This is a genomic window from Halomonas sp. 1513 (assembly GCA_001971685.1).
Lineage (GTDB): Bacteria > Pseudomonadota > Gammaproteobacteria > Pseudomonadales > Halomonadaceae > Franzmannia.
Window position 1 is genome coordinate 2,122,848 of the sequence record CP019326.1, and the last position, 16,591, is coordinate 2,139,438.

At 64.1% G+C, this 16,591-nt stretch carries 16 protein-coding genes and 2 tRNA genes; 4 read left to right on the forward strand and 14 right to left on the reverse strand.

All coding sequences use genetic code 11. The features are described from left to right. Window positions 1-10 precede the first annotated feature (10 nt). From BWR19_09525 to BWR19_09545, 5 genes are all read right to left on the reverse strand, one after another. The gene (locus tag BWR19_09525) at window positions 11-871 is read right to left on the reverse strand and encodes a cytochrome c oxidase subunit 3 (protein ID APX93151.1); all 861 of its coding nucleotides are present in this window, start codon (window positions 869-871) and stop codon (window positions 11-13) included. Further along, the gene (locus tag BWR19_09530) at window positions 868-1,434 is read right to left on the reverse strand and encodes a cytochrome c oxidase assembly protein (protein APX94977.1); all 567 of its coding nucleotides are present in this window, start codon (window positions 1,432-1,434) and stop codon (window positions 868-870) included. Before BWR19_09530 ends, BWR19_09525 begins: the two co-directional genes overlap by 4 nt. Window positions 1,435-1,484: 50 nt before the next feature. Then, window positions 1,485-3,131: a cytochrome c oxidase subunit I gene (locus BWR19_09535; protein ID APX93152.1), complete on the reverse strand. Its 1,647-nt coding sequence runs from the start codon at window positions 3,129-3,131 to the stop codon at window positions 1,485-1,487. Between the two features lie 53 nt (window positions 3,132-3,184). Further along, entirely contained in the window at window positions 3,185-4,297 is a 1,113-nt protein-coding gene (locus BWR19_09540) for a cytochrome c oxidase subunit II (GenBank protein ID APX93153.1), read from the reverse strand. A 137-nt stretch (window positions 4,298-4,434) separates the two neighbouring features. Next, window positions 4,435-4,608, reverse strand: coding sequence for a hypothetical protein (locus tag BWR19_09545; GenBank protein ID APX93154.1), 174 nt, complete (start codon window positions 4,606-4,608; stop codon window positions 4,435-4,437). A 138-nt stretch (window positions 4,609-4,746) separates the two neighbouring features. Between BWR19_09545 and BWR19_09550 the strand changes: the two genes are divergently transcribed. Next, entirely contained in the window at window positions 4,747-5,094 is a 348-nt protein-coding gene (locus tag BWR19_09550; protein ID APX93155.1) for a hypothetical protein, read from the forward strand. An 8-nt stretch (window positions 5,095-5,102) separates the two neighbouring features. Here the strand turns inward: BWR19_09550 and BWR19_09555 are convergent, their stop codons facing one another. The 5 genes from BWR19_09555 to BWR19_09575 all read right to left on the reverse strand — a co-directional run bounded on the left by BWR19_09555 (window position 5,103) and on the right by BWR19_09575 (window position 8,520). Then, window positions 5,103-5,831 carry a hypothetical protein gene (locus tag BWR19_09555; GenBank protein ID APX93156.1) on the reverse strand — a complete coding sequence of 243 codons (729 nt, stop codon included), beginning with the start codon at window positions 5,829-5,831 and terminating at the stop codon, window positions 5,103-5,105. Further along, the gene (locus BWR19_09560; protein APX93157.1) at window positions 5,828-6,193 is read right to left on the reverse strand and encodes a murein hydrolase regulator LrgA; all 366 of its coding nucleotides are present in this window, start codon (window positions 6,191-6,193) and stop codon (window positions 5,828-5,830) included. The genes BWR19_09555 and BWR19_09560 overlap by 4 nt, the downstream gene beginning before the upstream one ends. 378 nt (window positions 6,194-6,571) lie before the next feature. Then, a tRNA-Pro gene (locus BWR19_09565) sits at window positions 6,572-6,648 on the reverse strand. Between the two features lie 8 nt (window positions 6,649-6,656). Further along, window positions 6,657-6,746, reverse strand: a tRNA-Ser gene (locus BWR19_09570). A gap of 64 nt (window positions 6,747-6,810) precedes the next feature. Continuing rightward, complete coding sequence (locus BWR19_09575) at window positions 6,811-8,520, reverse strand: K+/H+ antiporter (protein ID APX93158.1); 1,710 nt, start codon at window positions 8,518-8,520, stop codon at window positions 6,811-6,813. Between the two features lie 202 nt (window positions 8,521-8,722). Here BWR19_09575 and BWR19_09580 point away from each other — a divergent pair, with 202 nt between their 5' ends. Next, window positions 8,723-9,937, forward strand: coding sequence for a hypothetical protein (locus BWR19_09580; GenBank protein ID APX94978.1), 1,215 nt, complete (start codon window positions 8,723-8,725; stop codon window positions 9,935-9,937). 18 nt (window positions 9,938-9,955) lie between these two features. Continuing rightward, window positions 9,956-11,338, forward strand: coding sequence for a DNA polymerase III subunit epsilon (locus BWR19_09585; protein ID APX93159.1), 1,383 nt, complete (start codon window positions 9,956-9,958; stop codon window positions 11,336-11,338). Between the two features lie 6 nt (window positions 11,339-11,344). Here BWR19_09585 and BWR19_09590 read toward each other — a convergent pair whose 3' ends face one another. From BWR19_09590 to prpE, 3 genes are all read right to left on the reverse strand, one after another. Further along, a complete protein-coding gene (locus BWR19_09590) occupies window positions 11,345-12,124 on the reverse strand; it encodes an alpha/beta hydrolase (GenBank protein ID APX93160.1) in 780 nt (259 codons plus the stop codon). Window positions 12,125-12,155: 31 nt separating this feature from the next. Next, a complete protein-coding gene (locus BWR19_09595) occupies window positions 12,156-12,839 on the reverse strand; it encodes a hypothetical protein (protein ID APX93161.1) in 684 nt (227 codons plus the stop codon). 110 nt (window positions 12,840-12,949) lie between these two features. Next, the gene (gene prpE / locus BWR19_09600) at window positions 12,950-14,860 is read right to left on the reverse strand and encodes a propionyl-CoA synthetase (GenBank protein APX93162.1); all 1,911 of its coding nucleotides are present in this window, start codon (window positions 14,858-14,860) and stop codon (window positions 12,950-12,952) included. A gap of 280 nt (window positions 14,861-15,140) precedes the next feature. Here prpE and BWR19_09605 point away from each other — a divergent pair, with 280 nt between their 5' ends. Then, on the forward strand, window positions 15,141-15,464 hold the full coding sequence (locus BWR19_09605; GenBank protein APX93163.1) for a transcriptional regulator: 324 nt from the start codon (window positions 15,141-15,143) through the stop codon (window positions 15,462-15,464). A 2-nt stretch (window positions 15,465-15,466) separates the two neighbouring features. Here the strand turns inward: BWR19_09605 and BWR19_09610 are convergent, their stop codons facing one another. After that, window positions 15,467-16,513, reverse strand: coding sequence for a protease SohB (locus BWR19_09610; GenBank protein APX93164.1), 1,047 nt, complete (start codon window positions 16,511-16,513; stop codon window positions 15,467-15,469). Window positions 16,514-16,591: the final 78 nt, after the last annotated feature.

The following is a 16,591-nucleotide window of genomic DNA, read 5'->3' on the forward strand; positions in this document are numbered from 1 at the left end:
TCGGCTCGCCTCAGAACACGTAGACGAACAGGAACAGCCCGATCCACACCACGTCGACGAAGTGCCAGTACCAGCAGGACGCCTCGAAGCCGAAGTGGTCGTGCCCCCCGAAGTGGCCGCGCAGGATCCTGACCAGCATCACCGCCAGGATGGTCACGCCGATGATCACATGCAGCCCGTGGAACCCCGTCAACATGAAGAAGGTGGCACCGTAGATACCCGCTTGGAGCGTAATCCCGTAGTGGTTCACCGCCTGATAGTATTCGACCCCCTGGATGATGACGAACACGAAACCCAGCAGCAGCGTGGCGATCAGCCAGTTGCGGCAGGCGGCGCGGTTGCCCTCCTTGAGCCCCTCATGGGCGATGGTCAGGGTGATACTCGAGGCTACCAGGATCAGGGTGTTGACCAGCGGCAGTTGCCACGGATTCATCACTTCGCGAGGGCCGCTGACACTCGGGTCAGGCGGACTCATCAGCGGCCAGGTGGCAGAGAAGTCGGGCCACAGCAGCGCCGCCACGCCCTTGGCTCCCTCGCCGTCTAGCCACGGCAGCGCAAACACGCGGATATAGAACAGCGCGCCGAAGAAGGCGGCAAAGAACATCACCTCGGAGAAGATGAACCAGCCCATGCCCTGGCGGAAGGAGCGGTCCATCTGGGCGTCATAGAGCCCCTGGCGCGACTCCATCACCACATCGCGGAACCACAGCGCCATGACGGTCAGCACGCCAATCAGACCCAGTGACATGATGATGGTGCCGTTGCCATGTACAAGCGCCATGCCGGCGCCGATCATCATCACCCCAAGTGCCAGCGAACCCAGCACCGGCCACTTGCTGGTTGCGGGTACGTAGTAACTGCCACCACTCATGCGTCACCTCCTGATCCCGGCGCTGCATGCGCCTGTACTTGTGCTTTTTCTTCGGCCACAGGATACAGCGTATAGACCATCGTCACGGTATTGACGTCTTCCGGCAGGTCGCGCGTCAATTGGAAGACCAGTGGCATCTCGATACGCTCGCCGGCCTCGAGGCGCTGCTCCTCGAAGCAGAAACAGTTCACCTTGCGCAGATGGCGCGATGCCCGGGATGGCGAGACGCTGGGCACCGCCCGTCCCGACAGCGCGCTGCCGCTCTGATTGGTGAAGGCGAAGTTGATTTCGGTCGGCTGGCCGGGATTGACCCGCACCTGGCGCTGCTCGACGTCGAGAATCCATGGCAGCCCCGAGCCCGAGCGAGTAATGAACTGCACCGTCACCCAGCGCGACTCGTCGACCTCCTCGCTGATCAGCGTCTGGGCGCGTTCGTCGACCTTGCCGTTGATCCCGGTAATACGACAGAAGACGTCATAGAGCGGCACCAGCGCAAAGGCGAAGGCGAACATCGCGATCAGCACCAGGACGCTACGGAATACGGTGCGTTGGACTGGATTCATCATGCCGACTCTCCTCATGCCTGCCGGCGTCACCGGCAGGCTTCAGGGCGTTAGTGCTGTACCGGCTTGAAGTCCGGCGGCGTTTCGAAGGTGTGCAGCGGCGCCGGGCTAGGCACGGTCCACTCGAGGTCTTCCGCCCCATCCCAGGCCTTGGCCGGGGCTTTGACGCCACCGCGCACGCACTTGATGATCACCCACACGAAGATCAACTGCGAGAACCCGAACAGGAAGGCCCCCAGGCTCGAGACCAGGTTGAAGTCGGCGAACTGCAGCGCGTAGTCCGGAATCCGCCGCGGCATGCCGGCCAGGCCCGAGAAGTGCATCGGGAAGAAGGTCAGGTTGACGCCAATCACCGACAGCCAGAAGTGCCACTTGCCGAGAATCTCGCTGGGGTAGTGCCCGGTCCACTTGGGCAACCAGAAGTAGACGGCGGCCATGATCGAGAACACCGCGCCGGGCACCAGCACATAGTGGAAGTGCGCCACCACGAAGTAGGTATCGTGGTACTGGAAGTCCGCCGGAGCGATGGCCAACATCAGTCCCGAGAAGCCACCGATGGTGAACAGCACCACGAAGGCCAGCGCAAACAGCATCGGCACCTCGAAGGTGATCGAGCCGCGGAACAGCGTGGTGATCCAGTTGAACACCTTCACCCCGGTGGGCACCGCGATCAGCATGGTGGTGTACATGAAGAAAAGTTCGGCGGCCAGCGGTAGCCCGACCACGAACATATGGTGCGCCCAGACCAGGAACGACAGCACCGCGATCGACGCCGTGGCGTAGACCATCGAGGCGTAGCCGAACAGCCGCTTGCGAGCGAAGCAGGGGATGATCGCCGACACGATACCGAAGGCCGGCAGGATCATGATGTAGACCTCGGGGTGCCCGAAGAACCAGAACAGATGCTGGAACAGCACCGGGTCGCCACCACCGGCGGCATCGAAGAAGCTGGTGCCGAAGTTGATATCCATCAACATCATGGTGATCACCCCGGCCAGCACCGGCATGACGGCGATCAGCAGGAAGGCGGTGATCAGCCAGGTCCATACGAACAGCGGCATGTCCATCATGCGCATGCCAGGGGCACGCATGTTGAGGATGGTGGCGACGATGTTGATCGCCCCGAGGATCGAGCTAACCCCGGCGATATGCAGCGACAGGATGAAGAAGGTGGTCGACGGCGGCGCGTAGGTGGTCGACAGCGGCGCGTAGAAGGTCCAACCGAAGTTGGGCCCACCCCCGGGCATCAGCAGCGTCGACAGCAGCAGGATGAATGCCACCGGCAGCAGCCAGAAGCTGAAGTTGTTGAGGCGCGGCAGCGCCATGTCCGGCGCACCGATCTGTAGCGGTATCATCCAGTTGGCCAACCCGGTAAAGGCCGGCATGACCGCCGCAAAGACCATGATCAGGCCGTGCATGGTGGTCATCTGGTTGAAGAACTCGGGGTTGATCAAGTTCAGCCCCGGTTGAAACAGCTCGGCGCGAACCACCAGCGCGAAGATCCCGCCGATGAAGAACATGATCAACGAGAAGATCAGGTAGAGGCTACCGATCTCCTTGTGATTGGTGGTCAACAGCCAGCGCATAATGCCGCGCGGCTGGGGGTGATGGTCGTGATCGTCGTGCACCTGACCGCCAGCCGTGGCGGTCGTGCTCGAGTGTTGCAGACTGTGATGGGGCGGCAGTTTGGGAGCCATCGCACATCTCCGTTATCGTTGTCTTGTGGCAGAGAGACGTTCTCGGTGATCGTCTATTCGAGCAGCTCGACGATCTCCGCGGGCTGCACCGCGTCGCCGGTATCATTACCCCAGGCGTTACGGCTGTAGGTCACCACTGCCGCCAGCTCGACGGGATTGAGGTTGCTGCGGAACGCCGGCATCGCACTACCCGAGACGCCATTCAGCACCACATCGATATGCCAGTCGACGTCGTCGATCAGCTCCTGATTACCTGCCAGTGCCGGGAAGGCCGACGAACCAGTGCCGTCTACCTGGTGGCAGGAGGCACAGATCGAACCGTAGACCTGCTCGCCACGCTCCATCAGTTCGTCCATCTCCCACTCCCGATCGACGCCCATGGCCTCGGCCTCGGCGGCCTCCTTGCGCTCGGCCAGCCAGTCGTCGAACTCGTCCTCCTCCATAGCGTGGACCACGATCGGCATGAAGCCGTGATCCATGCCGCACAGCTCGGCGCACTGGCCGCGGTAAATGCCCGGCTCGTTGATGCGCACCCAGTTCTCGTTGATGAAGCCGGGAATCGTATCCTGCTTGACCGCGAAGTCCGGCACCCACCAGGAGTGGATGACGTCGTCTGCCGTGAGCAGGAAGCGCACCTTGCGGTTGATCGGCAGTACCAGGGGTTCATCGACCTCGAGCAGGTAGTGCTCGCCGCGCTCCTCGTCGCCGGTGATCTGTGCCCGCGGCGTACTCATGTTGGAGTTGAAGGCGACATCCTCACCCAGGTACTCATAGCGCCAGCGCCACTGCTGGCCGGTAATCATCACGTCGAGCTCGGCATCTGAGGTGTCGTACATCTTCTGCAGCGTGGCGGTGGCCGGAACGGCCATGCCTACCAGAATCAGCAGCGGCACCGCCGTCCAGATCACCTCGACGGTGGTGTTTTCATGAAAATGCGCCGACTTGGCCCCCTTGGAGCGACGGAACTTGAACAGCGAATAGAACATCACACCGAACACGACCAGGCCGATCACCACGCAGATCCAGAAGATCGTCATGTGCAGCGAATAGATCTCGGCGCTGAGATCGGTCACCCCGACGGGCATGTTCCAGCCGTTGGCATGGGCAAGCGAAACACTCCCCAAGAGTGATCCCCCCCCCATCATCAATGCGAGCGTCTTGCGCATTGGCTCCTCCTTGTTCTTGTGCTCGTAACGGCGGCGCAACCGACGTGCAATATTAGGTGTGTCTTGTCGCGTTATAGAAGAGCATCTGCCGTCGAAAGGCAACCCCCGCCCCTCAACGCTGGCCGTGACGGGCGACTTCAGCCGGCGACGTAAATCGCAATAGCCGCAATCACCACGACGAACACCAGCCCCATCAGCAAGCCCACCAGAATGAAGGCTCCCGGCTTGCCATGCTCGAAATCATGCTGGCGCTGGCGCTCCTTCTGGACCCCAAAAAACGCCGCCAGCACCGATTTAATGACCCCCCACATAGACGCTCCTCACGACTAAAGTTTTATGCCGAATTTGACCTCTGTCAGCAAAATGGCGCATCGCAGCATATGTTCACTCGGCAAGCGCCCAAGGCGAACTATACTGCCCAGGATACTCGATGCCACTGGGAGACCGTCATGTCACCGACACCACAGCGCCCTTCGCCAGCCACCACGCCCCTGCAGCAGCTATGGCTCGAACAGTGGCTGGATGCCAATGCCCCAGCGGCCCGCCTGCAGCTGCAGTGGCTCAAGGCCATGGACAAGATCATCGAGAGCGAAGCCGAGTTCATGCTTGCCTGCCTGAACGCCAACCTGCGCATCGGCGAATGCATGCTCGACCCCGACCGACTGCGCTCCGGCGACACGCTGGGAGACTGCTATCAGGAGATCATGAACGACGTCACCGAGGCCAGCCTGACTCGCCTCAACAAGGTCACCGAACTGTCGCACGACTTCCGACAGCAGCTCTGGGAAGAGCTGTGAGACCACGCTCACAGCCCTGCGAGCGTGGTCATCAGGGGCAGTAGAAAGGCCGTCAGCAGCCCTGTCAGCGCCATGGCCAGTCCAGCGAAGGCCCCTGCCATGGCGCCGATCGAGGCAAAGCAGTGGGCGGTGCCAAAGCCGTGTGCGGCGAGCCCCAGGGTAAAGCCCTGCACGCTGGGATCCTCGATGCGCATCACCCGCAAGATTCCAGGTCCCAGGGCACAGCCCACCGACCCCGTCAGCAGCACCAGCCCCGCCGCCAGCGACGGAATACCGCCAACCTGTTCGGCAATCCCCATGGCAATCGGCGAGGTCACCGAGCGCGGCGCCAGGCTCAACAATGTCTCCGGCGCCGCCCCCATCAGCGCCGCCAAGCCGATCGTCGACCCCACCGCGGTGACGATACCCGCGCAGCAGGCGAGCAGGATCGGCCCCAGCATTGCGCGCACTCGATCGAGGTGATCATACAGCGGGATCGCCAGCGCCACCGTGGCTGGCCCCAGCAGGAAATGGATGAACTGGGCGCCCTCGAAGTAGGTCGGGTAGTCGATCTCGACGAGCAGCAGGAAACCGATCAGCAGCGCGATGCTGAGAATCACCGGGTGCAGCAGCGGCGTCCCGCCCATCTTGCGATTGAGCCAGCTGGCGGCGATAAAGGCCACCAGCGTGGCCAGCAGCGACACCAGGGGATGGCCGGAGAGATAGACCCACAGCTGGTCGAGGGCGACGATATTCATACGCCATTGCCACGACGCAGCCGACGCTGGTTGAGCCAGCTCATGACCTTGGCCGTCACTGCCAGGGTCAGCGCCGTGGACACCACCAGCGTCACGCCGATCACCCAGAGGTCGGCCATGATCAGCTGCGCATGCGCCATCATCCCTACCCCGGCGGGCACGAACAGCAGCGTCAAATAGCGCAGCAACCCTTCGCCACTATGGCGCAGCGCCGCCGGCACACGACCGTGAATCATCAGCGCCAGCAGCAGCACCAGCATGCCCAGCACCGGGCCCGGTACCGGCACCGCCAGGCCCCTGGCCAGCAGCTCGCCAATGAACTGACAGCCCAGTAGCAGACTCATTCCCACGATCAGCGGCATGGCAGCAACTCCCAGAGCAAATGCGATGATGATTGGAGGCGATATCACCGATATCCATCGAACAATGGTAATGCAGGTGCACCGCGTGCAACATGCAGCATAGGCGCCGAAGCACGCCGCGCCCATCACGCACCGCCAACCGAGGAGACACGATGACCGTCAAGACGACACGCTGGGTGATAATGGTGATTGGCACCCTGCTCGGGGTGTACGGCTGGGCCACCTACAACCCGGTAGCCTTCGTCGGCCTGGCGCTGATGGTGCTGGCCGCAGCGCTGCACTTGACCCGCCATCGCGGGCCGCGCTGACACGCGGCAGACTGAAACGAAAAACCGCCACCCGGCATGATCCGTAAGTGGCGGTTTTTGTGTATCCATCTGGTCGGAGCGACAGGATTCGAACCTGCGACCTCTGCAACCCCATTGCAGCGCGCTACCAAGCTGCGCCACGCTCCGATCGTGAGTGGCGGAGGGACAGGGATTCGAACCCTGGAAGGGCTTTCACCCTTGCCGGTTTTCAAGACCGGTGCATTCAACCGCTCTGCCATCCCTCCGGCTCACGGCGCAGAATATTACCAGTTTCTCACCGCAGGTCAAGGGCTTGTTTGCGAGATGGCCTCACTGATAGAGACGCAGACCGACCTTGGTGATGCGATTGCCCTCCATCTCGCTGACCACCCAGTGGATTCCGTGCCAGCCCACGTCATCGCCCACCACCGGGTGGCCGCCGACGCGTAGCGACACGAACTCCCCCAGCGACATCTCCTGCTCACCGGGGCTAAGCGTCAGCCCGTAGGCCGCCGCCACGTCGCTCATCAGGGCATCGGCATCGAGCGTAAAGGTGCCGAAGAAGGCCCGCTCGCGCTTGAGCTTGGCATCGCCGTTGAAGAGTCGATTGAGGGCCGGCAGGTCATGGGTGCGGCCAATCACGCATACCACATCGCCCAGCATCAGGCGGGTACTGCCCTTGGGGTGGAGCATGGCGTGCTGGCGAAACAGCGCCGAAATCAGTGCGCCGGAGGGAAAGCGCAAGAGGCGAATCGGCACGTCATCGAGGTCCTGATTATCGACATGATAAACGAACATCTCATAGTCGTTCTCCGGCAGCACTCCCAGCGGCCCACGTCGATTGGGCGTCACCCCGAGCGGCACCTCGACCTTCATCCAGCGCGCCATCAGCGAGATCGTGCCACCCTGAATCAGCAGCGACATCAGCACCACGGCAAAGGCCACATTGAAATACAGCGAGGCGTTCTCGACCCCACCGATCACCGGGAAGATCGCCAGCACGATCGGCACCGCGCCGCGCAGCCCTACCCAGGAGATGAAGCCGATCTCGCGCCAACGGAACTTGAAGAACGGCTTGACGCATAGCAATACGGCCAGCGGTCGCGCCACGAAGATCAGCGCCAACCCCACCAGCGACGCCGGCAGCGCATACTCCAGCAGGTCGCTGGGGGTCACCAGCAGCCCGAGTACCAGGAACAGGCCGATCTGGCTCAACCAGGCCAGGCCGTCATGCACCGGCAGAATGAAGTTGAGGTGACGCCCCGGCCGGTTGCCAATCATCAAGCCACACAGGTAGATGGCCAGGAAACCACTCCCCCCCAGGACGCTGGTCAGGCCAAACACGCAGAACGCCAGCGCCAGAGCCAGCAGCGAATAGAGCCCCGGCGCCAGATCCAGGGAGCGCAGCAGCTTGGCGATCAGCCAGCCGCCGCCAATCCCGATCACCATCCCGAAGCCGAACTGCTCGACCAGAAACAGCAGCGTCTCGGTGATGCCGCCGATATCGCCCACCAGCAGCTCGACCAGCATGATGGTCAAGAAGATCGCCATGGGGTCGTTGGTGCCGGACTCGATCTCGAGCGTGGCACCGACCCGCTCGTTGAGGTTGATACCGCGGCCGCTGAGCATCGAGAACACCGCGGCGGCATCGGTTGAGCCGACGATGGCACCTACCAACAGCCCCTGTATCAAGGTCAGGTCGAACACCCACATCGCCAATACGCCGACGATGCCGCTGGTCACGAACACGCCCAGCGTGGCCAACGATAGCGCCGGCTTGAAACCCACACGGAAGGTCTTGAGGCGCGTGCGCAAGCCGCCATCGAGCAGGATCATGGCAAGGGCCAGATGGCCTATCAGAAACGCCAGGGAGTAGTCGTCGAACTGAATGCCGAGCACGCCCTGCTCACCGGCCAGCATGCCGAGCCCCAGAAACATGATCAGCAGCGGCAGGCCGAACAGCGACGAGAGCCGGCTGGCGAGAATACTCAGGGCAATCAGAAAACCGCTGAGCAGAAAGAGCGTATTGATACTATCCATGGGCCCGCACACGCGATCGAAAAGTCTTCCGAGTATGCCACAGCACGCCCCAGGCGGCGATTAGGCAAGGGGTTTAACCCCAATTTTCAACAACTTGTGCATCACCAAGCGGTATATTGGCTAGTCATAAGCAGTGACTCAAGGATACAATCGACGACGGTCGGTCATGTTACCGGCCCGTGACTTGCCGCTGGAGATCCGCATGATGCCCCTGCGCACTCGCAAGGCCCGGTGGGCCCTGCCCATCGTTATCGCCATGACCCTTGGTGCTGCAACGGCTGCCCTTGGCGATGAGCCGGAGGACGCAGAGCCGCCAGCGCCACGCGTCGACCCGGTGACTGAAATCGGCCCCGAGGCCCTGCCAGCCAGCCAGCGCGATCCGATCCCCTACGTCGACCCAGCGGCGCTGCCCTTTGCGGCACAGCACCCGATTCTGTTCGACGCCTTTCCGCGGCCAGTCCCTGAGGTCAGTGAAGAGCCGGTACCCTCGATCACCATGCGCACGCCGGAGCCCCTCGACCCGCCGCCACTCGACGAGCTGCGGATCGTTCTCGACTGGTACCTGAGCCCCCAGCATGCCGCCCTGCTGATCGCCCAGGCGCGAGGCGACTTCGAACGCCACGGGCTGAGTGTCGCCTTCAACGTGCCCGCCGACCCCAGCCTGCCACCCAAGCTGCTCGCCGCTGCCCGCGCCGATCTGGCGCTGGGTCGCCAGGCCCAGCTGCACCTGCTGGTCGACCGCCAGCTACCGCTGGTGCGTATCGCCACCCTGATGCCTACACCGTTGAGCAGCCTGGTCGTCGCCGCCGATGGCGATATCGAAACCCTCGCCGACCTTGCCGACAAGCGGATTGGCTATGCACTCGAGGATAGCCTGACACCGATGCTGGCCGGCATGCTCGCACAGTACCATCTGAGCCTCGACGACCTGCTGCTGGAGTACGTCAACTTCAGCCCCGCCCAGGCCCTGCTCGAGGGGCGCGTCGATGCACTGATCGCGCCGCTGCGCCAGGTCTTGCCGCACCATCTCGACGAGGAGGGACTGCGGGTGCGCAGCTTCGCCGCCGAGGCCTACGGCATACCACGCCACGACGGCCTGATCCTGATGGCCAACCGCGACACCCTGGCCAGCCAGCGCAGCGAGATCAAGCGCCTGCTCAACGCCCTGGAAGACGCCACCGAGTGGATCATCAACCATCCGGACGAGGCATGGGAGCTGATGACCCTCAACTACCCTAGCGTGGCCAGCACCATCAATCAGCGCGCCTGGCCCGACACCCTGCGGCGCCTGGCGCTGCGGCCATCGGCACTCGACGCTAAACGCTACGCCGGCCTGCAGACCTATCTCTACGAACAGGGACACATCGAGACCCGCCAGCCCCTCGAGCGCCTGGCCATCGACCTGCATGCGCCCTGACAACGACGTCGAGACGCTATGGACACGCTGATCTTCCTCGACCTGGAAACCACCGGCACCCGCACCACCCGCGACCACATCACCGAGATCGCCGCGATCAAGGTGGTCGATGGCCGCGAGGTCGACCGCTTCGCCACCCTGGTGGATCCCGGCGTGGCGATTCCTGCCCACATCAGTCGTCTGACCGGCATCGATGCTGCCCTGCTGGCCGGTGCGCCGGACTTCGCGGCGGTGGCAGACGATCTGCTCGCCTGGCTGGGGGATGGCTGCCTGGTCGCGCACAATGCACGCTTCGACTACGGCTTCTTGCGCAACGCCTTCGAGCGCGCCGGACACCGCTTCAGCGCCCCTACCCTGTGCACCCTCAAGCTATCGCGTCGCCTGGCACCCCATGAGCGCCACCACAACCTCGATGCACTGTTGCTACGCCATGGCCTGTCGGGGTTTCCGCGCCACCGCGCCGAAGGCGACGCCCGCGCCATGCTGGCGCTGTGGCGTCACTGGCTGGACGCGCACGGCAGCGATCGCATCGCGGCCCTGTGTGCCGCCCAGCGCCGCCAGTCGAGCCTGCCTACCCACCTCGACCCGGGCGCCTTGCAGTCACTCCCCGCTCGCCCCGGGGTGTATCTGTTCTACGGCCACAACCGGCTGCCACTGTATGTCGGCAAGAGCGTCAACCTGCGTGCCCGGGTGCTCGGCCACTTCAATAACGACCGGCACAGCGACCGCGAAATGCGTCTGGCACAGCAGATTCAGGACATCGACTGGCAGGAAACCGCCGGCGACCTCGGCGCCCAGTTGCTCGAAGCGCGCCTGATCAAGACGCTGATGCCGATCATGAATCGTCAACTCCGACGTCGCGGGCGACTGGTCAGCTGGCGGTGGCCAGCCGGCGAGCGCAGCCCGTCGCTGGTCTCGGGCGAGGTGCTGGATGGCCGCGCCGGCGCCAGCCTTTACGGCCTCTTTCGCCACCCGCGCGAGGCGCGCCTGGCCCTCAAGCAGATCGCCGAGAACCACGCCCTGTGTCCACGCAGGCTCGGCCTCGAACACGGCAAGGGGGCCTGCTTCGCGCATCAACTGGGACGCTGCGCCGGCGCCTGCTGTGGCAAGGAGCCACCGGACGAGCATGATCGACGCGCCCGGGAGGCCCTCGAGAGGCTGCGTGTTCATCACTGGCCCTGGCCCGGCCGGGTCGCCTTCGGCGAATCCCACCCGCAAGGGATGCAGCAGTGGCACCTGGTCGATCATTGGTGCTACCTGGGCAGCGTCAACGACCTGAGCGACGCCTCCCTGTCGGCGGTGACCGAGCAGCCGCCGCAGTTCGACGTCGACACCTACAAGATTCTCAGCCGCTTCGTCGACCGCCACGCCGAGCAGTTGGTCATTCAGCCGCTCGACTAGCGGACCTCAGCCCTCGACCGCGGCGATGAAGTCGTTGACCGCGGCCTGGAACTCGGTGGGCGCCTCGGCATGCAGCCAGTGCCCCGCCTCGAGGGTGACCAGTTCGGCGCGGGGCAGCAGCTCGCGCAGGCCTGGAAGCATCGCGTCGGTAACGTAGTCGGAGCGGCTGCCGCGCAGGATCAGCGCGGGCCCGACATAGGCCCCCTCGCCGTCCGGCACGTCGCTGATCGCCTCGTAGCCCGCCTCGATGTGCTCGAGGCCCAGCCGCCACCCCATGCGCCCGTCATCGCCTCGCGCCAGGTTGGTGGCCAAAAACAGCCGCGTACCCTTGTCCGCGACGTGCTCGGCAAGCAGCGCGTCGACCTCGCGACGGTTGCTCGGCGCGTGCGCTGCCACATGATGCAGGGCGGCGAAAATCTCAGCGTGGCCGTGGCCGTAGCGAACCGCCGCGATATCGGCCACGATCAGTGACGCCACTCGCTCGGGAGCCTGGCGTGCCAGGGTCATGACCACCTTGCCGCCCATCGAGTGACCCAGCAGGTGGCAGCGGTCGATGCCGAGGCCGTCGAGGCAGGCCAGCAGGTCGTCGGCCATCTCGGCATAGCGCATTCCCGGGGCATGCGGTGAGCGACCGTGATTGCGCAGGTCCACCGCCACCACGCGGCGCCTGCGGTGCCACTGCTTGACGTGGGAACGCCAGTTGTCGGCGCTGCCCATCAGGCCGTGCACCACCACCAGCGGGGTGCCTTCTCCAGCGGTATCGATGGCATGCAGCTCAACGCTCATGGGCTCTCCTTGTGTAACAGTTGTGCGCCGACTAGCGCGCTTGATCGACGGCGTTCGGCGACAGGTCGCGCTGGCCCGTCCAATCGACAAGCCGGCGGCTCAGCCAGGCCAGCAATACGCCGTATAGCGGTAGGAAGAACAGCAGGCTGATGGCCAGCTTTATCACGTAGTCGACCCAGGCGATCTCCATCCAGTTGGCCGCCATGAAGGGATCGGGGCTCTGGTAGAAGGCAATCGAGAAGAAGGCCATGGTATCGGCCAGGTTGCCGAATACGGTAGAAATCGCCGGCGCCACCCACCACGCCTTGAGGTGGCGCAGGCGATCGAAGACGTGGATATCGAGCAGCTGGCCCAGCACATAGGCCATGAAGCTGGCCAGGGCGATGCGCGCCACGAACAGGTTCCACTCGCCGAGTCCCTCGAGGCCGGCAAAGGTGCCGCGGGGAAAGATCACCGACACCAGATAGGAGATCAGCAGCGCCGGCACCATCACCCGCGTAATGGTGGCGCGCGCCTGGTCCTTGCCGAACAGGCGTACGGTGAGGTCGGTGGCAAGAAAGATGAACGGAAAGCTGAACGCCCCCCAGGTGGTATGAAAACCCAACAGGGTAAAGGGGAGCTGGACCAGATAATTGCTGGCGGCGATCACCAGCACATGAAAACTGACCAGCGCCAACAGGCAGCGTCGCGCCTGGCGCGGAGAGAGTTGGAACATGCAGCACCTTTTTTTCGTCGAGGGGTGAGGGAACCCTCATGCAACGGCAAGACGCCACGCGAGGCGTGGCGTCATCAGGAGGCGCAGTATAGCGCCTGGCAGCCGCGCCGTCAGCCCTGTTGCGCCTCGCTGGCCCGCCCCAGGTCGCGCTCGCACATGGCGGCATGAACCTCTTCGAGGCTACCCGGATCGTCGATGGTCGAGGGCACGCCAAAGCGCTCGCCGTCGGCGATGGTGCGCAGCAGCTTGCGCAGGATCTTGCCCGAACGGGTCTTGGGCAGGCGCGGCACCACCAGTACCTGCTGGAAACAGGCGATGGGACCGATCTGCTCTCGCACTCGAGCGATCAACGCCTGCTCGAGCGCCGCCTCATCGCCATCGAAGCCGTCCTTGGGAATCACCAGGCCCACCGGCACCTGGCCCTTGAGCGCATCGTGGATACCGATCACCGCGCACTCCGCTACCGCCGAGTGCGCCCCCACCACCTCTTCCATCTCGCCGGTCGAGAGCCGGTGCCCGGCGACATTGATGACATCGTCGGTACGCCCCATGATGAACAGGTACCCGTCGGCGTCGAAATAGCCACCATCGCCGGTCAGATAGCAGCCGGGAAACGCCGCCATGTAGGCGCTGTGGAAACGCTGCGGATCGCGCCAAATGCCGGCCAGGCAGCCCGGCGGCAGGGGCTGGCGAATCACCACCGCGCCCTGCTGCCCGACGCCGGCCGGCTCGCCTTCCGGATCCAGCACCTGGACGTTGAAGCCAGGCACCGGAAAGGTCGCCGACCCGGCCTTGGTGGGCATCGGCGCCAGGCCCTGCAGATTGGCGGCAATCGGCCAGCCGGTCTCGGTCTGCCACCAGTGATCGATCACCGGCACGTCGAGCAGCCCTTCCAGCCAGTGGAAGGTGGGCGGGTCGAGGCGCTCGCCGGCCAGGAACAGGGTGCGCAACGACGAGATGTCATGGCGCTGCAGCGCGTGACCCTCGGGATCTTCCTTCTTGATCGCACGGAAGGCGGTGGGGGCGGAGAAGAAGACCTTGACGCGATACTCCTCGATCAGTCGCCAGAACGCGCCGGCATCCGGCGTGCGCACCGGCTTGCCTTCGTAGACCAGAGTGGTACATCCGGCCAGCAACGGGGCATAGACGATATAGGAGTGCCCCACCACCCAGCCAACGTCCGATGCCGAGCAGAACACCTCGCCGGGCTGCATGCCGTAGACCGTTTCCATCGAATAGTGCAGCGCCACGGCATGGCCACCGTTGTCGCGCACCACCCCCTTGGGCTTGCCGGTGGTTCCCGAGGTATACAGGATGTACAGCGGATCGGTGGCCTTGACCGCCACGCAATCCGCCGGCGCGGCCTTGGCCACCAGCGCCCTCCAGTCATGGTCGAGCGGACCCAGCTCGGCCTTCGCCATGTCACGCTGAAGGATCACACAGGCCTCGGGACGGTGCCGGCTGAGCTCGAGCGCCGCGTCGAGAATCGGCTTGTAGGCGATCACTCGCGTCACCTCTACCCCGCAGGAGGCCGCCAGCACCACCTTGGGCTCGGCGTCATCGATGCGCACCGCCAGCTCATGGGGGGCAAAGCCGCCGAACACCACCGAGTGCACCGCCCCCAGCCGCGCACAGGCATACATCGCCATCAGCGCCTCGGGCACCATCGGCATGTAGATCACCACACGATCCCCTTTGGCGACCCCCAGCGCGGCCAGCGCCCCGGCCAGCCGCGCCACCTCATCGCGCATCTCGCGGTAGCTGTAGCGCGCCTTGCTGGCAGTGACCGGCGAATCCCACAGCACCGCCGGCTGTTCACCGCGGCCCTGCTCTACATGGTGGTCGAGTGCCGCATGGCAGGTATTCATCTCACCGTCTACGAACCAGCGGGCGTGCCCCTGATCGTCAAACGCAAGCGGCGTGGTCGGCGGCGTGAACCAGGGAATGCGCTGCGCCTGCTCCTCCCAGAAACGCGCCGGGTGGTCGATGGCATAGCGGTAGGCAGCAGAATAGCGACTCATGGTGAAGCTCCCAAGGCTGGCAACGAATTGTTGACACTCTAGAAGCAATTCGGGCGAATATCTCTCAGACTATCGGCTATTAGGCCAAAGACTCGCAGTCATTGTTGACAATAACCACTTTGAAATACCCAGAAACCTAACGATTACAAACCATCATTGATTCAGCGTTAACTTATTGTTGCCGAAGGAAGTGGCAAAGCGCTTCAAGGTTTACTAAATGATTAGATAGCGCTGATTCGGTGTCACCAGACCTACAACAAGACAGCCCCCCTCAGGAGACATGACCATGAGCACTCGCCACGCCGCTGCCAAGCTGCTCGATGCCGGCGACTCGACCCTCGCCGATGCCACCGGTCTGCTCAAGGCCATGGCCAACGAAAACCGCCTGCGCATCCTGTGCCTACTCGATGACAAAGAGCTCTCGGTCTCGGAACTCAACGGCAGGCTGAGCCTCAGCCAGTCGGCACTGTCTCAGCATCTGGCCATCCTGCGTCGTGAAAACATGGTCACCACCCGCCGCGCCTCGCAAACCATCTACTACTCGCTGCAGGGCGAGCATGCGCGACGGGTCGTCGACACCCTTGCCGCGCTCTATCTCGATTAACCTCAGCGGCGCAGCCAGCGGCTTGCATCGAGGACCTCGAGCCCTCTTTCGACGCCCCGCTCGATGCCCCGCGAGGCTGCTAGCCCGACCCGCTCGCCAAGCCCCTTGCGCGCCTCGAGGCTGACCTTGAACACCCGCGCCTCGGCCATGCGCTCGAGCAGATAGGCTTCACTGGTGCCCACGTCGTCGGCCAGCCCCTTGCCCGGGGCCTCGCTGCCGTACCAGATCTCGCCGGTGGCCACCGAGTCGATATCCAGCTGCGGCCGCCGCGCAGCGACATACGACTTGAACAGCGCGTGAATCCCTTCGAGGTCCTCGATGAACTTCTCGCGCCCCTCGTCGGTATTTTCACCGAATACCGTCAAGGTGCGCTTGTAGCGCCCCGCGGTCATGACGTCGACGTCGATGTCGTGGCGCTTGAGCAGGCGATGCACATTGGGCAGCTGAGCCACCACGCCGATCGATCCCAGCACGGCGAACGGCGCCACCCTGAGCCGCTGCGCCGTGCAGGCCATCATGTAGCCACCGCTGGCCGCCACCTTGTCGACGCATACCGTGGTGGCGATGCCCGCCTCGCGCAGCCGGTCGAGCTGAGCGGCCGCCAGGCCGTAGGCGTGCACCAGGCCTCCCGCCGACTCCAGCAGCACCACCACCTCATCGCCCTCCTCGGCCACCGCCAGCAGTGCCGAAACTTCTTCGGCCAGCCGCGGCGTCGCCGACGCCCTGATGTCGCCGTGAAACTCGATCACCCACACGGCGCCGTGTAGCGTATCGTCGCCGTGCTTGCGACGCTGCTTGGCGTCGCGGCGCCACGCCTTCAGCGAGCGCTTGCGTGCATCCGGCGCCAGGCGGGCCAACTGCAGGCGCTGGCGGCGCGACCGATAGCGCTCGTTGAGCTCCTCGATCCGCAGCTGGCGGCGCGGCTGCCCGCCGGCCTGGCGAGCCCGACCCAGCAGTGCCAGGCCGGCGACGATCAACGCCGCCACGATGCCCAATAGCAGCAGCCACTGCAGCACAAACAGCAAGATATCGCGTACGCCATCGCTCACGGCGCTCTCCTTCTCGTGGGTAGTGACCGTCTCGTGCCGATGCCGACGGCGCTTGCCTTAAACGGTCGTTTTAAATAC